This is a genomic window from Rhizobium sp. M10, from assembly GCF_002531955.1.
Lineage (GTDB): Bacteria > Pseudomonadota > Alphaproteobacteria > Rhizobiales > Rhizobiaceae > Rhizobium > Rhizobium etli_C.
Genome location: NZ_NWTA01000005.1, coordinates 281,989 through 298,287, shown reverse-complemented (window position 1 = coordinate 298,287; position 16,299 = coordinate 281,989). Strand labels below are relative to the sequence as shown.

Sequence of the window (16,299 nt, the reverse complement as noted above, 5' to 3'; positions counted from 1 at the left end):
TTCAGCCCCTTTTGTTTCCGTTCCGCCCGTCGCGAAACCGCAGCCTTGTAATACTTCAGCCGCCCCCGTGCAAACGGGAGCGGCTGAATGTGAATGGTCGATGGAGCTACGACCGATTAGTCGATGACTTTGTTGGCCCGCGAAAGCACGCTCTCGGGCAGGGTGACACCCATCTTGGCCGCAGCCGCCTTGTTGACGACGAGATCGCTGCCGGCGGCGGTCTTGACCGCGATATCGCCCGGATTTTCGCCTTTCAGCACGCGCACGACGATTTCGCCCGTCTGCTTGCCGACGTCGTAATAGTTGAAGCCGAGAGCGGCGATCGATCCGCGCGATACCGAATCCGTATCGGCGGTGAAGAGCGGCAGCTTGCTTTCTTCGGCAACCGCGACGGCGCCTTCGAGCGCCGAGATGATCGTGTTGTCGGTCGGGATGTAGATCGCATCGGCGCGGCCGACGAGGGCGCGGGCAGCGCCCTGAACCTCGGCCGATTTGGTGGCGGCCGATTCGACCACCTTCAGCCCGGCCTTTTCGGCTTTTGCCTTCAGCACGGCGAGCAGCGAAACCGAATTCGCCTCACCTGAGTTGTAGAGATAGCCGATGGTTTTCGCATCAGGCAGGATTTCCTTGATCAACGCCAAGTGCTCGCCGACCGGGGACATGTCGGAAAGGCCGGTGACATTGCCGCCCGGCTTGTCCATGTTCTTGACGAGCTGGGCGCCGAGCGGATCCGACACGGCCGTGAAGACGACGGGAATGTCGCGCGTCGCCGAGACGACGGCCTGGGCGGACGGCGTGGAGATCGGCACGATGACATTCGGCTCGTCGCCGGCGAACTGGCGGGCGATCTGGGCTGCGGTCGCCGGATTGCCCTGCGCCGATTCGAACACGAATTTCAGGTTCTCGCCTTCCTTGTAACCGGCCGCCGTCAACACGTCGAGAACCCCCTTGCGGGCCGCATCCAGCGCCGGATGCTCGACGATCGCCGTCACCGCGACGGTCACGTCATCGGCTTTGGCGGGAAGGGAAAGGACCAAACTGGCGGCAAGAGCGAGCAAAATCGGGCGCATGGGTATCCTCCTATATGATTTTGGCGGCACTTTTAGGAAAAGCGCCCCCTGAAATCAATCGCGGAGAATTGTTGCGAGGATCAAACTTGCTGATCAGTCGTCGGCGCCGTGATTGGCGATCATCATCGCTTCGAAGGCCAGACGCTCGGTCTTGCGCATGCGTTCGGATTCCGATTTCAGCTGGCCGCAGGCGGCCAGAATATCGCGGCCGCGCGGCGTGCGGATCGGCGAGGCATAACCCGCCGAATTGATGAAATCGGCGAACTTCTCGATCTGCTCCCAGTCGGAACACTGGTAGTTGGTGCCGGGCCAGGGATTGAACGGAATGAGGTTGATCTTTGCCGGCACGCCTTTCAGAAGCTTGATCAGCCCCTTGGCGTCTTCCAGGCTGTCATTGACGTCCTTCAGCATCACATATTCGAAGGTGATGCGCCGCGCATTGGAAAGGCCGGGATAGGCCTTGCAGGCGTCGATCAGCTCCTTCAGCGGATACTTCTTGTTGATCGGCACCAGAATATCGCGAAGGTCGTCGCGCACCGCATGCAGCGAGATCGCCAGCATGACGCCGATCTCCTCGCCGGTGCGGAAGATCTCAGGCACGACACCGGAGGTGGAAAGCGTCACGCGACGTTTGGACAGCGACAGTCCGTCGCCATCCGTAGCGATCAGCAGCGCTTGTTTGACGGCATCGAAATTATAGAGCGGCTCGCCCATGCCCATCATCACGATATTGCTGACCTTGCGGCCTTCGGCCGGCATGATCGTGCCTTGCGGCGCTTCGCGATCCGGGAAGTCGCCGAGCCGGTCGCGGGCGAGCAGCAGCTGCGACAGGATTTCCTCCGCCGTCAGGTTGCGCACCAGCCGCTGCGTGCCGGTGTGACAGAAGGAACAGGTCAGCGTGCAGCCAACCTGGCTGGAAATGCACAGCGTGCCACGACCCTCTTCCGGAATGTAGACGGCTTCGATCTCGACCGGGCGGCCTGCGCCCCGCGCGGGAAAGCGCAGCAGCCATTTGCGGGTGCCATCATTGGAGACCTGCTCCTCGACGATCTCGGGACGCGCGATGGTGAAATGCTGCTTCAGCATTTCACGCATGTCCTTGGCGACATTCGTCATATGGTCGAAATCGGAGACGCCGCGCACATAGATCCAGTTCCAGAGCTGCGCGACGCGCATCTTGATCTGCTTCTCGGCCACGCCTTTTTCCCTGAGCGCCGCCGCCATTTCCTCGCGCGACAGCCCGATCAGGGAAGGCTTTTCGGCGCCGGAAGAGGCGTTCGGCGCCCGTGGCTTGGTGACATCAATCGCATCCATGACGGACATGGTCTTTAGATCCCGAATTCGAACACGTAACCGCCCCCGCAAGCCCCGCAGACTTCAGGAGCAAGCCGGAAGAGGTGAGGCGCATGACGGCACATTGGCAGAAATTGAATGGCGGAACGGCGACTGATATCGCGATCTGTCCGCTGTTGGCCCCGGCCTTTAGCATCATTTTGCCGGCGCGTCACTATAGAGCCTTTCCTGGTTAGATTGAAGCATTCTGCCGGAGCAGGTTTTCGTCAGGGCAGAGGCGATTGGCGACGGGCATACCCCCAGGTACGTCCGAGCCGATCGCCTCTGATCCTGACTAGAGATGCCCGGCCCACCGGCCGCACCGCTTCGCCGCGGCGAAGCGATCAGTGCGTCCGGCGCTTTTGAGTCTTGCAGATTTACCCAGCAAATCTGCGGGAGGGTTGGCTGAAACGGGCCGGCTGATCGACCGGCCGACTTGGCCGTAGAGCTGGGCTACGACACGCGCCGGCCGGTCGACCATCCGACTCCGTTTGAGCCAACAGAATGCTACAATCTAACCCGGAAAGGCTCTAGAGATGGAAAACAGCAAGGGCCGGCGCAAGGCCGGCCCTTGAAATTCCGTTGGCTAAAAAAGCGCCTACTTGCAGCTTTCGATCTGTTTCAGCGCCGCCGAGATGCCCGAGAGCGAATAGCTGTAGGACGTGCCCGTGCCCTTGCGCGAGACCGCATTGACCGTCATCGAATGACCGGTCTTCATCGCCGCGACGAGGGCCGGCTCCTGAGCCGCGTTCTCGACCCAGCCGGCCTTGTCCTTGGTGAACATCACGAAGGTCTTGTTGTCGATGACGACGTTGATCTTCGAATTTTCCTTCACCGTGTAGCCCATCATCGCCTGCGGCTCGTAGGAGATGTTCTGGCCGGGGCGCTGCGAGACGATGAAGAAATTGTCGCCGTGGTCGACGCTTGCCGGCTGCTTTGCCGTCGGCACGGACAGCACGTAGCAGACGGTGCTGGCGCCCGACTTGTAGGAATAGGCGCCCCATGCCTGGAACTGCTGAATGCGGGTCGGCGCGGCTTGCTGCGCTATCGCAACTCCGGCCATACCAAGGGTGAGTGCGAGGGCGGATACGATACTTTTTACAAACATGGATTCCTGCCGGTTCTTGCGATTCAAGGCCCGAAGCGATCATAGCGGGCGGCGCATAATCACGATCTGCTTTATTTTGACTTAATTCAGGTTACCAAATGGTCAACAATAGCTGCAATTTGTATGTGCCTGTGTCATTTCAGCTCGACCACGACTTTTGCCCCTTGCTGAAATCGGCTGCGATGCCGGTGCGCCGATGGCACCGGCCGGCCGTTCGGGTGAATCTAAGACACAAAGATTCAGGCAAGAGTTTGACCTTTCAAAAATCCGTTGTACCTCATTAAGACTTTGGAAATCCGGGACGAAATTTTCGCCGCAGGGGGCTCGTGAGACGACATGGATGCCGAGGAAAGACGGCGTTTCGCTGCCCTCGCAAAGGCTGTCGCAGACGATCGCGACCAGCAGGCCTTCTCCATCCTGTTCGACTATTTCGCCCCGCGTCTGAAGACCTGGCTGATGCGCCGGAAAATGACCTCAGGCGAGGCCGAGGAGCTGGTTCAGGAGATCATGATCGTGCTCTGGCACAAGGCCTATCTCTACGATGCCACGCGATCTTCACTCTCGACCTGGCTCTTTCGCATTGCCCGCAATCGCCGCATCGACCTGCAGCGCCGCGCCGACGCCCGCATCTTCGACGAGACGGACCCGGCCCTGCAGCCGCCGGCCGACATCGGCGCCGAGGAAATCATCGTCAATGACGATCGCGACGCCAAAATCCGTGCCGCGGTCGGCCAACTGCCGCAGGAACAGCGCGACATGCTGCGTGCCGCCTTTTTTCTCGGCCAGTCGCACGCTGAGATCGCTGAAGCGACCGGGCTGCCGCTCGGCACGGTGAAATCACGGATCCGGCTTGCCTTCGGCAAACTCCGCAAGGTGCTGGATCAGGAGCTCGGCTGAACCGGCGCCGGCCTTCAAATCGTTTTCATCGTATCCGCTGGCGGGTCGGCAAGGACGCGGTCCGCCGCGTCGTAATGGCCTGGCCGGATATGGCTGCGTACCATGGCGAAGGCGGCCGAAAGCACGGCGACATCGTCAGAAAAGCCGACGACGGCGAAAATATCCGGGATCATGTCGACCGGCATGACGAAATAGGCGAGTGCTGCGAGCAGCACACCGCGCACCTTGGTCGGTGTTTGTGGATCGAGCGCGCAGTAAAAGCCGGCGACGACGTCGCGTGAGAACGGGATCTGCCGCACGGCGCGGCGGAAAGTCGGCCAGAACTTCTGCCGCACCGTCTTCTCCCGCCGGCTCTGGGTGTCCTCGTCGCCCGGCAGCAGGATTTCCCCGAATTTGACCTCGTCCATCCCTGACATCCTTTCGTCCCTGCGCACATATGGTGATGGCGCCCAGGCTTTCAATCGGCCCCTTTCAATCGGCCCCGTTCAATCGAAGGCCTTCAGCCGAGACGTCGTGCCGCCGCCTTCTCCATCGCCTTGGCGAGCTTGAAATCCAGCTCCGTCAGTCCGCCGGCATCATGCGTGTTCAGCGTCACATCTACTCGGGAATAGACGTTGAACCATTCGGGATGATGGTTGAGCTTTTCGGCCGTGATCGCTGCCTCCGTCATGAAGCCGAAAGCCTCGATGAAATTCGAAAACTTGAATGTCTTCGAGATCGAGGAAGCCGCGTCATTGAGCGCCCAGCCGGAAAGCCCCGCCAGTTGCGCCTCGACTGCCGCCCGTTCCAGTTTTTCCCATTTCATGCCATGTTCCTCTTGTTCTTCCGACAGGTCTACCGATGACGCCTATCAGTATCCTCTTCGTTTGCATGGGCAATATATGCCGTTCTCCGCTTGCCGAGGGAATTTTTCGTCATCTCGTCAGCGAGGCTGGTCTCACCGGCCGTTTCACCCTCGATTCCGCCGGCACCGGCGGCTGGCATGAGGGCGAGCCGCCCGACCGGCGTTCGATCGCCACCGCGCAACGCCATGGCATCGACATAGCGGCGCAGCGCGCCCGCCGCATCCGGCCAACTGATTTCAGCAATTTCGAGCTGATCCTTGCCATGGACCGCGACAACCTGGCGACGCTTGGCAAGATCGCGCCGCCCAAGGTGAATATCCGCCTGTTTGGCGATGCCGCTCTAGGAACGGGAGAGGATATTCCCGATCCCTATTATGGCGGCCCCGATGGTTTTGAGCTGGTCTATACCAGGCTCTTGACCGGCTGCAGCAAGCTGCTCGAAACGCTGGGCGTCGAGCGGGCCTCGTGCAGCGGAAACACTTCCTCGGTGAGGTAAGGCCCGCCGCCCACCGATTCGCGCGATGAAAGCAGCACGAAGCGCGGCGCCGTGAAAGTTGCGGTGTGGAAGTTGCCGCGCCCGGCCAGATATTGCACGACATCGTCGAGCCGCGACGATTTGAGCCGTGCCAGCGTCACATGCGGCATGAATTTGCGGGGATCCGGCGGCAGGCCGATGCGCTGGCAGATGCGCTCGATCTCACCCTGCAGGGCGTACATCTCAGGCGATTGCGAGACGCCGGCCCAGACCGAATGCGGTTTCTTCGAGCCGAAGGAACCGATGCCTTCGAGGCGGAACTGGAATTCCGGCCGGTCGATCCGGTCGAGGCGTTCGACGATTTCATCGGCGGTGCGGCCGTCGACATCACCGATGAAGCGCAGGGTGATGTGGTAATTCTCCACATCGATCCATCGTGCTCCGGGGAGACCGCCGCGCAGCAATGAAAGGCTCATCGCCGCATTGCGCGGAATTTCGAGGGCGGTAAACAGTCTCGGCATAACGAGCACTCCCCGAATCTTTTGCAGGTGCTTACACGGAATCACGCAATCAATGAGCGCGCAAGCCCCTATTTCTTCACAGTAGAAATCGTCCCGACGAAATTTGTGACATCGGCTTCCATCTTCTGAACCATGACATCCACGCCCTTCGCATTCGGATGCATGCCGTCGCTGAGTTTGAGCCCTGCATCGAGCACCACGCCGTCAAGGAAGAAGGCATAAAGCCGAACTCCGTGTTTCTCCGAAAGTTTCCGATAAATCGGATTGAAGCGTTCGGCATAATCCGCGCCCATATTGGGTGGCGCCATCATGCCGACGAGGAGCACGGCAATGCCGCGTTCCTTCAGCCGCGTTATCATCTGGTCGAGATTCTTTTCGCTCTCTTCGGGCGGAATGCCGCGCAGCGCATCGTTGGCGCCGAGCTCCAGGATGACGCCATCGGTGCCGTCAGGCACTGACCAGTCGATGCGGGCCAGCCCCCCTGTCGTCGTATCGCCCGAAACGCCGGCATTGGCGATGGCGACGTCGAGCCCCTTCGCCTTCAAGGCCGCCTGCAGCTTTTCGGGAAAGCCGTCGCCGGGCGGCAGCTGATAGCCTGCCATCAGGCTGTCCCCGAATCCGACGAGATTGATTGTCCGCGCATTTGCGCCGGCGGCAAAGATCAGTGAGAGGGCAATGACGGTGAATTGAAGGACGGCAACTTTAAATCTCATCCTGCTTTCCCTAGATTGGCGGGGTGCCGTTATGCGGCAATTTGATTACGGGCTTATATAGGGCGATTTCCGTTGGCAAAAACCATCATCGAGTTGAAGAGCGCCGATCTGACCCTTGGCAGCGCCGCGGCCTCCGTCCATGTGCTGAAGGGTATCGATCTCGATATATCAGCGGGCGAATCCGTCGGCATCGTCGGCCCTTCCGGTTCCGGCAAGTCCACCCTGCTGATGGTGCTTGCCGGATTGGAGAAGCTCGACAGCGGCGAAATCAACATCAACGACACGCCGCTCCACGCGCTGAGCGAGGATGAGGTCGCCGATTTCCGCGGCCGTAACATCGGCATCGTCTTCCAATCCTTCCACCTGATCGCCAACATGACGGCGCTGGAAAACGTCGCCGTGCCGCTGGAGCTCGCCAATGTCCGCAACGCCTTCGAGATCGCCCACCGCGAGCTGAATTCGGTCGGTCTCGGCGAACGGTTGAACCACTATCCCGGCCAGCTTTCCGGCGGCGAACAGCAGCGCGTGGCGATCGCCAGAGCGCTCGCCCCCTCGCCCGCTTTGCTGATCGCCGACGAGCCCACGGGCAATCTCGATACCGAGACTGGCCGCCAGATCGCCGACCTATTGTTTTCCAAACAGGCCGAGCGCGGCATGACCCTGCTTCTCGTCACCCACGACGTCTCGCTTGCGAACCGCTGCTCGCGCCAGATCCGCGTCCGCTCCGGCCGGATCGAAGACGACAGCGCTGCCCGCCGCAGCGAGGCGGCATTCGCATGAGAATGATCACGCCGCGCACCGCGCTTGCTTTTCGCCTGGCACTGCGTGAGCTGCGCGGCGGCATTCGCGGCTTCTACATCTTTCTCGCCTGTATCGCGCTCGGCACAGGCGCGATTGCCGCCGTCAACTCGGTTTCGCAGTCGATCACCGACACGATCGCCTCGCAGGGGCAGGAGCTCTTGGCCGGCGACGTCCGCTTCGAGCTCAACAACCGCGAGGCCACACCGCAGGAGATGGCTTTCCTCGAAAGTCTCGGCACCGTCTCGGTGTCGACCGGTCTGCGCTCGATGGCCCGCAAGCCTGATGGTTCCGACCAGGCGCTGGTCGAGGTCAAGGCGGTCGACGACGCCTACCCGCTCTACGGCAGCTTCGCAGCCGAGCCGGATTATCCGCTTGCAGCCCTGCTTTCGGCCCAAAGCGGCACCTATGGCGCGGTCGCGGCGCCGCTGCTGCTCGACCGGCTTGGCCTTGCGGTCGGCGACGAATTACTGCTCGGCAATGTCAAACTCAGCATCACCGGCACCGTCAAGACCGAGCCGGACGCCCTCTCCGAAGGTTTCGGCTTTGCGCCGCGCCTGCTCGTCAGCCGCCGGGCGCTCGAAGCCTCGGGCCTGATCCAGACCGGAAGCCTGGTCGAACATGCCTACAAGATCCGGCTGGAGGACAAGCGCGCGATATCGGGCATCCAGGCGCGCGCCTCCAGGGAATTCCCTTCCGCCGGCTGGGCGATCCGCACCAGCGACCGGGCCGCACCCTCGCTTACCGAAAACATCACCCGCTTCTCGCAGTTTCTGACGCTGGTCGGCCTCACCGCGCTGATCGTCGGCGGCGTCGGCGTCGCCAATGCGGTGCGTGCCTTCCTCGATTCCAAGCGCACCACCATCGCCAGCTTCAAATGCCTGGGTGCGCCGGCCGCCGTCGTCGTGCTGATCTATCTCTTCCAGATCACCATCATTGCGCTTGGCGGCATCATGATCGGCCTCGTCATCGGCGCCCTGTCGCCGATCTTCGCCGCGCAGTTCCTGGCACAGTTCCTGCCGGTGTCCACGACGCCGACCCTCTATCCCGGCGCCCTGCTGCTTGCGGCGCTCTTCGGCATCCTGACGACACTCGCCTTCGCCATTCTGCCGCTTGGCCATGCCCGCGAAGTGCCGGCGACGGCGCTCTTCCGCGAGCAGGGCTTCGAGGCCCGCCACCTGCCCTCCTGGCCCTATATCCTGCTTGCGACGCTGTTCATGGCGGCCCTGGCCGGTCTTGCCATCCTCACCGCCTATGACCGCTACATCGCCGTCGTCTTCGTCGGCGCCATCATCTTCGCCTTCGCCGTCCTACGGCTCGTCGCCGCGCTGATCGCCTGGCTCGCCCGCCGCAGCCCGCGCGTTCACTCGCCGGCGCTCAGGCTCGCGATCGGCAATATCCACCGACCCGGCGCCCTGACACCCTCGGTGGTGCTCTCGCTCGGCCTCGGCCTGGCGTTGCTGGTGACGCTGACCTTGATCGACGGAAACCTGCGCCAGCAGCTGACCGGCCGCATGAACGAGGGCGCGCCGAACTTCTTCTTCGTCGATATCCAGAGCGCCGAGGTCGACGCATTCCGCAACCTCGTCCAGGCGCAGGCGCCGAAGGGCAAGCTCATGGAGGTGCCGATGCTGCGTGGCCGCATCGTCGCCTTCAACGGCGAGGACGTCACCAAGCTGAACGTGCCGGCCGCCGGCCGCTGGGTGCTGAACGGCGATCGCGGCATCACCTACTCCGACGCCGTGCCGGAAAACGCTGCGCTGACCGAAGGCAGCTGGTGGGACAAGGATTACAGCGGCGAGCCGCTGGTCTCCTTCTCCTCGGAAGAGGCCCATGAACTCGGCCTGAAGATCGGCGACACCGTTACCGTCAACGTGCTCGGCCGCAATATCACCGCCAAGATCGCCAATCTGCGCCGCGTCGAGTGGGAATCGCTGTCGATCAATTTCGTCATGGTCTTCTCGCCGAACACCTTCCGCGGCGCCCCGCACGCCTGGCTCGCGACACTGACCGATCCCGCCTCGACGCCGGCCGAAGATGCGGCGATCCTGAAATCCGTCACCAACACCTATCCGACGGTCACCAGCGTTCGGGTCAAGGACGCGATCGATATCGTCAACCAGCTGGTGGCGCAGCTGGCGACCGCGATCCGCGCCGCAGCCTCGGTGGCCCTCATCGCCTCGATCCTCGTCCTCGCCGGAGCGCTTGCCGCCGGCAACCGGGCGCGCACCCACGATGCAGTGGTGCTGAAGACGCTCGGCGCCACCCGGGCCATGCTGATCCGCGCCTTCAGTTACGAATATCTGATCCTGGGGCTTGCGACCGCGATCTTCGCGCTAATCGCCGGCGCCGCCGCCGCCTGGTTCATCGTCGCCCGCATCATGCGGCTGCCCTCGGCCTTTCTGCCCGATGTGGCGGGGCTGACGCTGGTGACGGCGCTCGTCCTGACCGTCGGCATCGGCCTCATCGGCACCTGGCGCATCCTCGGACAGAAGGCGGCGCCCGTCCTGCGCGAGCTTTGACCGGCGAACGACGGCCAAACCCTTCACCTTACGGCGATTTAACCGGCCAGGCCTTCGCAAGCCTCTTGTTTGCGAGGGGCGAAGGCCTCATATTGTCTGCAGGCATGCTGGAGCTCCGCAGCGGCGCCCGGGTCGAAAACCCCGACACCGTAACTCCATCGGAGCTTGTAAGAGGAAACTATGGCTGATCTTCGTAACTATCAAAGCCGCGCTCAAACCGGCGAGATGATTGATCAGGGCCTGCGCACCTATATGCTCAAGGTCTACAACCTGATGGCGCTGGGTCTGGCGATCACCGGTGTGGCCGCATATCTGTCGTTCCAATTCGCTTTCGCCAATGGCGAGATTACCGCTTTCGGTCAGGCGATCTATCTGAGCCCGCTGAAATGGGTGGTCATTCTGGCGCCGCTGGCTCTGGTGTTCTTCCTGAGCTTCCGGATCCATAGCATGACGGTGAGCGCCGCCCAGACGACCTTCGCGATCTATGCCGCGCTGGTCGGCCTGTCACTCTCGTCGATCTTCCTGATCTATACCGGCCAGAGTGTCGTTCAGACGTTCTTCGTCACCGCCGCCTCCTTCGGCGCGCTGTCGCTTTACGGCTACACGACGAAACGTGACCTGTCGGCAATCGGCTCGTTCCTGATCATGGGTCTCTTCGGCCTGATCATCGCCTCGCTCGTCAACGTCTTCCTGGCCTCCTCCGCGATGCAGTTCGCCATCTCGGTGATCGGCGTGCTGATCTTTGCAGGCCTGACCGCCTACGACACGCAGCGGATCAAGGAACTCTACTACGAAGCCGATGACGTTGCCGTTGCCGGCCGCAAGGCGATCATGGGCGCGCTGACGCTCTATCTCGACTTCATCAACCTCTTCATGTTCCTGCTGCAGTTCATGGGCAACCGTAAATAAGCAGGTCCATCAAGATCGAAAAGGCGGCTTCGGCCGCCTTTTTTGTTGCGCCGTTTTCGGAGGAATGGTTTTAGAGGAGCTCTGCCCCGCCGCTGGACCACTGCCCGATGTCCTTCCTTCTGCGCGACGCCTCTGAGGCCGATATCCCTGCCATTACCGGGATCTACCGTGAATCCGTTTTGAACGGCACGTCGAGCTACGAGATCACACCGCCCTCCGAGGCCGAGATCGCGCAGCGTTTTGCGGCGATCGTCGGCCAGCAATATCCCTATATCGCCGCGGCCGATGACGACGGAAACTTCCTCGGCTACGCCTATGCCTCGGCCTTCCGCACCCGCCCGGCCTATCGCTGGATGGTGGAGGATTCGATCTACCTGGCGCCCGAAGCGCGCGGCCGCGGCATCGGCAAGGCACTGATGACCGAGTTGATCGACCGCTGCATCGTCCTCGGCTTTCGTCAGATGGTGGCCGTCATCGGCGGCGCAAGCCCCGCCTCGATCGCGCTTCATCTCAAGGCGGGCTTCGTGGAGGTCGGCCTGATGCAGGGCACGGGCTACAAGCACGGCCGCTGGCTCGACACGATGCTCATGCAGCGCAGCCTCGGCGAGGGCATGACGACCGATCCGGATCCATCCGCCTATCCCGGCACGCTGTTCGCCGGCTGACCAGGCTTACTTATCGACCAGCTTCAAAGCCTTGTCGAACACCTTGAGGACGTGGTTCAGCTCGTGGCCGCGCTTCAGGATCATGCCGTTGACGTTGATGACGGAGTAGGCGCCTTGCTTGGCGGCGAGCTTCGGGTTCTTTTCGATTCGGAAGAACGGCATTTCGCCGGAGCGCTTGAAGACGGAAAACACCGCCCTGTCTTTCAGGTGATCGATGGCGTAATCGCGCCATTCCCCCTCGCCGACCATGCGACCGTAGATCCACAGGATCGCGTCGAGTTCGCGCCTGTGGAAAGTCACCGGAAGCGGGTCTTTGCTTTGTTTGTATTCCCTGAGATCGACGACGACTGAAGAACTATTGTCGACGGAGCGGCTTTCGCCGTGTCGCAAATCCGGCTGATCTGTCATCAGTCTCCCGAGGCCTCCGCTTGTGACAGGAGAATGACAGTTTGCCCGAGCCGCCACAAATTGCAAGAGTGCGGCCCGTCACATTCGGCCGCAGTGGAAGAGTCGACGCTTTCTCGGCAGCGCCGCATTTCAGTCAAAACAGCGCCTCATTTGCAGGAGAATTATGCATCCCGGTTTGGCGCCAGCGCGCCAAAGGGCCCGGCGGAGCGTATCGACCTTAACCCCAGCCCCGAATACGCTCGGCCGGGCCGCCCGGACCTTCATCCGTATCAGGATGAAATCTCAGATATTTTTGCCCGCCATCACCACCGTCGCGCCAAGGATCGCGGCCGGATCGCCGTCCGCGGTCGCCGACTGCAGCAGGATAGCGCAACCCTCAAGTTGCGGCCGCTGCAGGACGCTTGCCGGCAGCGTCAGATTGGTCGCCTTGCCATCCCACATGCCGACGGTTTCGACATTGGTGACGCTGTGCAGATAGGAGAGCTTCTTGCCGCTGTTTTCACCCTTTTCGACTTCGATCGTCTTTTCCTTGTCGAAATAGACCATGACGACATTGGCTTTACCCTGCCCTGCGCCGATCTTGATCTCCAGCTCGTCGCCGCGCATCGATGCGCTGATGGGAACGGTCAATCCGTTGCCTTCGCTGCTGTAGCTGTCGATCCGGCTGTTGATGCCCGTGAGATCAGAACCGGCGAGATGGCCGCGCCCGTTGACGATGACTTGCGGCGTGTAGACGTTGCTGCGGCCCATCGTCCTGGCATAGCCGTATTGCCGCTCGGTGTTTTCCTTCGAGCTCAGCGTATCGGCCCAGCCGAGATAATTCCAGTAATCGACGTGATAGGCGAGCGCGATGACATCGCCCTGGTTCACCAGCTTGCGGAAAGCCGCATCGGCGGGGGGACAGGAGGAGCAGCCCTGCGCCGTGAAGAGCTCGACGACGCCTTTCGGCGTGCCGTCTTCGGCATGCAGCGGGCCTGCGAGAACAACACCGGCCAATAGCGGGATCAAGAAACGGGGGGACATTCATGCACCTCTTTTTCAGCGCCGACGGCGTATTGGAACCGGAGGCGCTGAGATATGAACGTACGAATAATCCTTCCGGGTCCAAACGAAAAGTCACGAACGGGTGAGACGCGGCATGACCGGAAGCCGCGGAAAACAAATCATCGTGAGTTCGCTCGATGACTGTCGCTGCATAAGAAAGCCGCCGGAAATTGCTTTCCGGCGGCCATGATCATGTCAGGCTCTTAACGATCAGGCAGCGAGATCGCGCAGGACCGTCTGCAGGATGCCGCCATTGTTGAGGTAGATCACCTCGTCGAGCGTATCGACGCGCGACAGCAGCGGAACGTCCTTCACGGTGCCGTCGCTATAGGTGATCTTGGCGATCTTCCGCTCGCGCGGCTTGATCTTGTCCAGGCCCTCGATGGTGACGAGTTCATCGCCCTTGAGGCCGAGGCTCTGCCAGGTCGTGCCCTCTTCGAAGACGAAGGGAATAACGCCCATGCCGACCAGGTTCGAGCGATGGATGCGCTCGAAGGACTGAGCGATCACCGCCTTGACGCCGAGCAGGTTGGTGCCCTTGGCCGCCCAGTCGCGCGAGGAGCCGTTGCCGTATTCGACACCGGCGAAGATGACGAGCGGCACGCCCTCGGCCTTGTACTGCATGGCCGCGTCGTAGATCGAGGTCTCTTCCTTCGACGGGTAGTGAATGGTGTAGCCACCTTCCTTGCCGTTCGGGCCGAGCATGTGGTTGCGGATGCGGATATTGGCAAACGTGCCGCGCATCATCACTTCATGGTTGCCGCGGCGCGTGCCGTACTGGTTGAAGTCGGCAACGGCAACGTCATGGCCGATGAGGTAGGCGCCGGCCGGCGATGCCGCCTTGATCGAACCGGCCGGAGAGATGTGGTCGGTGGTGATCTTGTCGCCGAACAGGCCGAGGACGCGGGCGCCCTTGATGTCGGCGACGCCGGTGCCCTTCTTGCCCATGCCAACGAAGTAAGGCGGGTTCTGGACATAGGTCGAATCGTCGTCCCAGGCATAGGTCTGGCCCGGCGGAACCTGAACGGCCTGCCAGTTGACGTCGCCCTTGAAGACGTCGGCATACTTGCTTTCGTAGAGCTCGCGGGTCACGTATTTCAGGATGAATTCCTGGACTTCCTTCGAGGTCGGCCAGATGTCCTTGAGGTAGACGGGGTTGCCGTTCTGGTCCTCGCCGATCGGCTCCTTGGTCAGGTCCTTCTGCACCGTGCCGGCAAGCGCATAAGCAACGACGAGCGGCGGCGAAGCGAGGTAGTTCGCCTGGACGTCAGGCGAAATACGGCCTTCGAAGTTGCGGTTGCCGGAAAGGACGCCGGATACGATCAGGCCCTTGTCGTTGATCGTCTTCGAGATCGGCGCCGGCAGCGGGCCGGAATTGCCGATGCAGGTGGTGCAGCCGAAGCCGACGAGGTTGAAGCCGAGCTTGTCGAGGTCGGCCTGCAGGCCCGACTTGGCGAGATATTCGCCGACGACCTGCGATCCCGGGGCGAGCGAGGTCTTCACCCACGGCTTGGTCTTCAGGCCCTTGGCAACGGCGTTGCGGGCAAGAAGGCCGGCAGCAATCAGCACCGACGGGTTGGAGGTGTTGGTGCAGGAGGTGATGGCGGCAATCGCCACGTCGCCATGGCCGAGATCGAAATCCGTGCCTTCGACCGCATAGCGGTTGGCAAGCTGGCCGGGCTTCTTGTAGTCGGCATCCATCGAGCCGGCGAAACCGGAAGCGATGTTTTCGAGCGCGATGCGGCCTTCCGGACGCTTCGGGCCGGCCATCGACGGCACGACGTCGCCGAGGTCGAGTTCCAGCGTGTCGGTGAAGACGAGATCGGAACCGTCGCCTTCGCGCCACATGCCCTGAGCCTTCGAATAGGCTTCGACCAGCGCGATCCGGTCATGCGTGCGGCCGGACATGGTGAGGTAGTTGATGGTTTCGCCGTCAACAGGGAAGAAGCCGCAGGTGGCGCCATATTCCGGACCCATGTTGCCGATCGTCGCACGGTCGGCGAGCGGCATGTTGTCCATGCCGGGGCCGAAGAATTCGACGAACTTGGAAACGACGCCCTTCTTGCGCAGCATCTGCACGACGGTCAGAACGAGGTCGGTCGCGGTGACGCCTTCCTTGAGCTTGCCGGTCAGCTTGAAGCCGATGACTTCGGGAAGAAGCATCGAAACCGGCTGGCCGAGCATGGCTGCTTCCGCTTCGATACCGCCCACGCCCCAGCCGAGAACGCCGAGACCGTTGATCATCGTCGTGTGGCTGTCGGTGCCGACGCAAGTATCCGGATAGGCGATCGTCTCGCCGTCCTCTTCCTTCGTCCAGACGGTCTGGCCGAGATATTCGAGGTTGACCTGGTGACAGATGCCGGTGCCGGGAGGCACGACGCGGAAGTTCTTGAAGGCCTGCTGGCCCCACTTCAGGAAGCGGTAGCGCTCGCCGTTGCGCTGATATTCCAGTTCGACGTTCTTGGCGAAAGCCTGCGGCGTGCCGAATTCATCGACGATGACGGAGTGGTCGATGACGAGATCGACGGGAACGAGCGGGTTGATCTTCTCGGGATCGCCGCCGAGCGACACCATCGCGTCGCGCATCGCGGCAAGGTCGACGACGGCGGGAACGCCGGTGAAGTCCTGCATCAGCACGCGCGCCGGGCGATAGGCGATTTCGTTTTCGACCGCACCCTTGTTGTTCAGCCACTCGGCAACGGCCAGGATGTGCTCCTTGGTAACCGACTGGCCGTCTTCGAAGCGCAGCAGGTTTTCGAGCAGCACCTTCATCGAATAGGGAAGCTTCGAGACGCCGGGCAGACCGTTTGCCTCAGCCTTGGGCAGGCTGTAATAGACATAGTCCTTCCCGTTCACCGAAAGCGTGGAACGACAATTGAAACTGTCAAGAGATTTAGACACGAGAGACCCCGTTTCTGATAGCCAACACAGTCGTGCGAACGCCTATGCACTTAATGCACATCAGGATGCGGGTACGGCCATTTCCGCTGTC

Annotated in this window: 16 protein-coding genes; 6 read left to right on the top strand and 10 right to left on the bottom strand. The window is 61.7% G+C overall.

The window, feature by feature from the left end:
- Positions 1 to 116 precede the first annotated feature (116 nt).
- From CO671_RS10975 to CO671_RS10955, 3 genes are all read right to left on the bottom strand, one after another.
- On the bottom strand, positions 117 to 1,070 hold the full coding sequence (locus CO671_RS10975) for an ABC transporter substrate-binding protein (protein ID WP_097605927.1): 954 nt from the start codon (positions 1,068 to 1,070) through the stop codon (positions 117 to 119).
- 93 nt (positions 1,071 to 1,163) lie between these two features.
- Positions 1,164 to 2,393 (bottom strand): 23S rRNA (adenine(2503)-C(2))-methyltransferase RlmN, encoded by a 1,230-nt coding sequence (rlmN, locus tag CO671_RS10970; protein ID WP_064683826.1) that lies wholly within the window; start codon positions 2,391 to 2,393, stop codon positions 1,164 to 1,166.
- A gap of 607 nt (positions 2,394 to 3,000) precedes the next feature.
- Positions 3,001 to 3,510 carry an invasion associated locus B family protein gene (locus tag CO671_RS10955; RefSeq protein WP_097605926.1) on the bottom strand — a complete coding sequence of 170 codons (510 nt, stop codon included), beginning with the start codon at positions 3,508 to 3,510 and terminating at the stop codon, positions 3,001 to 3,003.
- Positions 3,511 to 3,846: 336 nt separating this feature from the next.
- On the opposite strand from CO671_RS10955, the gene CO671_RS10945 reads away from it, so the two are divergent.
- The gene (locus tag CO671_RS10945; RefSeq protein WP_097605924.1) at positions 3,847 to 4,407 is read left to right on the top strand and encodes a sigma-70 family RNA polymerase sigma factor; all 561 of its coding nucleotides are present in this window, start codon (positions 3,847 to 3,849) and stop codon (positions 4,405 to 4,407) included.
- A 14-nt stretch (positions 4,408 to 4,421) separates the two neighbouring features.
- Here CO671_RS10945 and CO671_RS10940 read toward each other — a convergent pair whose 3' ends face one another.
- Both CO671_RS10940 and CO671_RS10935 read right to left on the bottom strand, forming a co-directional pair.
- The gene (locus CO671_RS10940) at positions 4,422 to 4,814 is read right to left on the bottom strand and encodes a YkvA family protein (protein WP_064683829.1); all 393 of its coding nucleotides are present in this window, start codon (positions 4,812 to 4,814) and stop codon (positions 4,422 to 4,424) included.
- Between the two features lie 92 nt (positions 4,815 to 4,906).
- Positions 4,907 to 5,212, bottom strand: a complete 306-nt coding sequence (locus CO671_RS10935; protein ID WP_097605923.1) for a 4a-hydroxytetrahydrobiopterin dehydratase — start codon at positions 5,210 to 5,212, stop codon at positions 4,907 to 4,909.
- 35 nt (positions 5,213 to 5,247) lie between these two features.
- Between CO671_RS10935 and CO671_RS10930 the strand changes: the two genes are divergently transcribed.
- Positions 5,248 to 5,748: a low molecular weight protein-tyrosine-phosphatase gene (locus CO671_RS10930; protein WP_097605922.1), complete on the top strand. Its 501-nt coding sequence runs from the start codon at positions 5,248 to 5,250 to the stop codon at positions 5,746 to 5,748.
- Here CO671_RS10930 and thpR read toward each other — a convergent pair.
- Positions 5,655 to 6,248, bottom strand: a complete 594-nt coding sequence (gene thpR, locus CO671_RS10925; RefSeq protein ID WP_097580566.1) for an RNA 2',3'-cyclic phosphodiesterase — start codon at positions 6,246 to 6,248, stop codon at positions 5,655 to 5,657. The genes CO671_RS10930 and thpR overlap by 94 nt on opposite strands.
- A 68-nt stretch (positions 6,249 to 6,316) precedes the next feature.
- Positions 6,317 to 6,961: an arylesterase gene (locus CO671_RS10920; RefSeq protein ID WP_097605921.1), complete on the bottom strand. Its 645-nt coding sequence runs from the start codon at positions 6,959 to 6,961 to the stop codon at positions 6,317 to 6,319.
- A gap of 72 nt (positions 6,962 to 7,033) precedes the next feature.
- Here CO671_RS10920 and CO671_RS10915 point away from each other — a divergent pair, with 72 nt between their 5' ends.
- The 4 genes from CO671_RS10915 to CO671_RS10900 all read left to right on the top strand — a co-directional run bounded on the left by CO671_RS10915 (position 7,034) and on the right by CO671_RS10900 (position 11,855).
- Positions 7,034 to 7,741: an ABC transporter ATP-binding protein gene (locus CO671_RS10915; RefSeq protein WP_097605920.1), complete on the top strand. Its 708-nt coding sequence runs from the start codon at positions 7,034 to 7,036 to the stop codon at positions 7,739 to 7,741.
- Positions 7,738 to 10,281, top strand: a complete 2,544-nt coding sequence (locus CO671_RS10910) for an ABC transporter permease (RefSeq protein ID WP_097605919.1) — start codon at positions 7,738 to 7,740, stop codon at positions 10,279 to 10,281. Before CO671_RS10915 ends, CO671_RS10910 begins: the two co-directional genes overlap by 4 nt.
- A gap of 180 nt (positions 10,282 to 10,461) precedes the next feature.
- A complete protein-coding gene (locus CO671_RS10905) occupies positions 10,462 to 11,190 on the top strand; it encodes a Bax inhibitor-1/YccA family protein (RefSeq protein WP_097580562.1) in 729 nt (242 codons plus the stop codon).
- A 107-nt stretch (positions 11,191 to 11,297) separates the two neighbouring features.
- Complete coding sequence (locus CO671_RS10900; RefSeq protein ID WP_097605918.1) at positions 11,298 to 11,855, top strand: GNAT family N-acetyltransferase; 558 nt, start codon at positions 11,298 to 11,300, stop codon at positions 11,853 to 11,855.
- Between the two features lie 6 nt (positions 11,856 to 11,861).
- Here the strand turns inward: CO671_RS10900 and CO671_RS10895 are convergent, their stop codons facing one another.
- From CO671_RS10895 to acnA, 3 genes are all read right to left on the bottom strand, one after another.
- A complete protein-coding gene (locus CO671_RS10895) occupies positions 11,862 to 12,263 on the bottom strand; it encodes a DUF2794 domain-containing protein (protein WP_010026852.1) in 402 nt (133 codons plus the stop codon).
- A gap of 282 nt (positions 12,264 to 12,545) precedes the next feature.
- Positions 12,546 to 13,286, bottom strand: coding sequence for a thioredoxin family protein (locus CO671_RS10890; RefSeq protein WP_097605917.1), 741 nt, complete (start codon positions 13,284 to 13,286; stop codon positions 12,546 to 12,548).
- Between the two features lie 231 nt (positions 13,287 to 13,517).
- Positions 13,518 to 16,208, bottom strand: coding sequence for an aconitate hydratase AcnA (acnA, locus tag CO671_RS10885; protein WP_097605916.1), 2,691 nt, complete (start codon positions 16,206 to 16,208; stop codon positions 13,518 to 13,520).
- Positions 16,209 to 16,299 lie beyond the last annotated feature (91 nt).

Bases quoted from the DNA above. Each gene is read 5' to 3' on its own strand.
- thpR (WP_097580566.1), bottom strand. From the start codon at position 6,248: ATGCCGAGACTGTTTACCGCCCTCGAAATTCCGCGCAATGCGGCGATG.
- CO671_RS10935 (WP_097605923.1), bottom strand. From the start codon at position 5,212: ATGAAATGGGAAAAACTGGAACGGGCGGCAGTCGAGGCGCAACTGGCG.
- CO671_RS10890 (WP_097605917.1), bottom strand. From the start codon at position 13,286: ATGTCCCCCCGTTTCTTGATCCCGCTATTGGCCGGTGTTGTTCTCGCA.
- CO671_RS10930 (WP_097605922.1), top strand. From the start codon at position 5,248: ATGACGCCTATCAGTATCCTCTTCGTTTGCATGGGCAATATATGCCGT.
- rlmN (WP_064683826.1), bottom strand. From the start codon at position 2,393: ATGTCCGTCATGGATGCGATTGATGTCACCAAGCCACGGGCGCCGAAC.
- CO671_RS10975 (WP_097605927.1), bottom strand. From the start codon at position 1,070: ATGCGCCCGATTTTGCTCGCTCTTGCCGCCAGTTTGGTCCTTTCCCTT.
- CO671_RS10945 (WP_097605924.1), top strand. From the start codon at position 3,847: ATGGATGCCGAGGAAAGACGGCGTTTCGCTGCCCTCGCAAAGGCTGTC.
- CO671_RS10955 (WP_097605926.1), bottom strand. From the start codon at position 3,510: ATGTTTGTAAAAAGTATCGTATCCGCCCTCGCACTCACCCTTGGTATG.
- CO671_RS10910 (WP_097605919.1), top strand. From the start codon at position 7,738: ATGAGAATGATCACGCCGCGCACCGCGCTTGCTTTTCGCCTGGCACTG.
- CO671_RS10940 (WP_064683829.1), bottom strand. From the start codon at position 4,814: ATGGACGAGGTCAAATTCGGGGAAATCCTGCTGCCGGGCGACGAGGAC.
- CO671_RS10895 (WP_010026852.1), bottom strand. From the start codon at position 12,263: ATGACAGATCAGCCGGATTTGCGACACGGCGAAAGCCGCTCCGTCGAC.
- CO671_RS10900 (WP_097605918.1), top strand. From the start codon at position 11,298: ATGTCCTTCCTTCTGCGCGACGCCTCTGAGGCCGATATCCCTGCCATT.
- CO671_RS10905 (WP_097580562.1), top strand. From the start codon at position 10,462: ATGGCTGATCTTCGTAACTATCAAAGCCGCGCTCAAACCGGCGAGATG.
- CO671_RS10920 (WP_097605921.1), bottom strand. From the start codon at position 6,961: ATGAGATTTAAAGTTGCCGTCCTTCAATTCACCGTCATTGCCCTCTCA.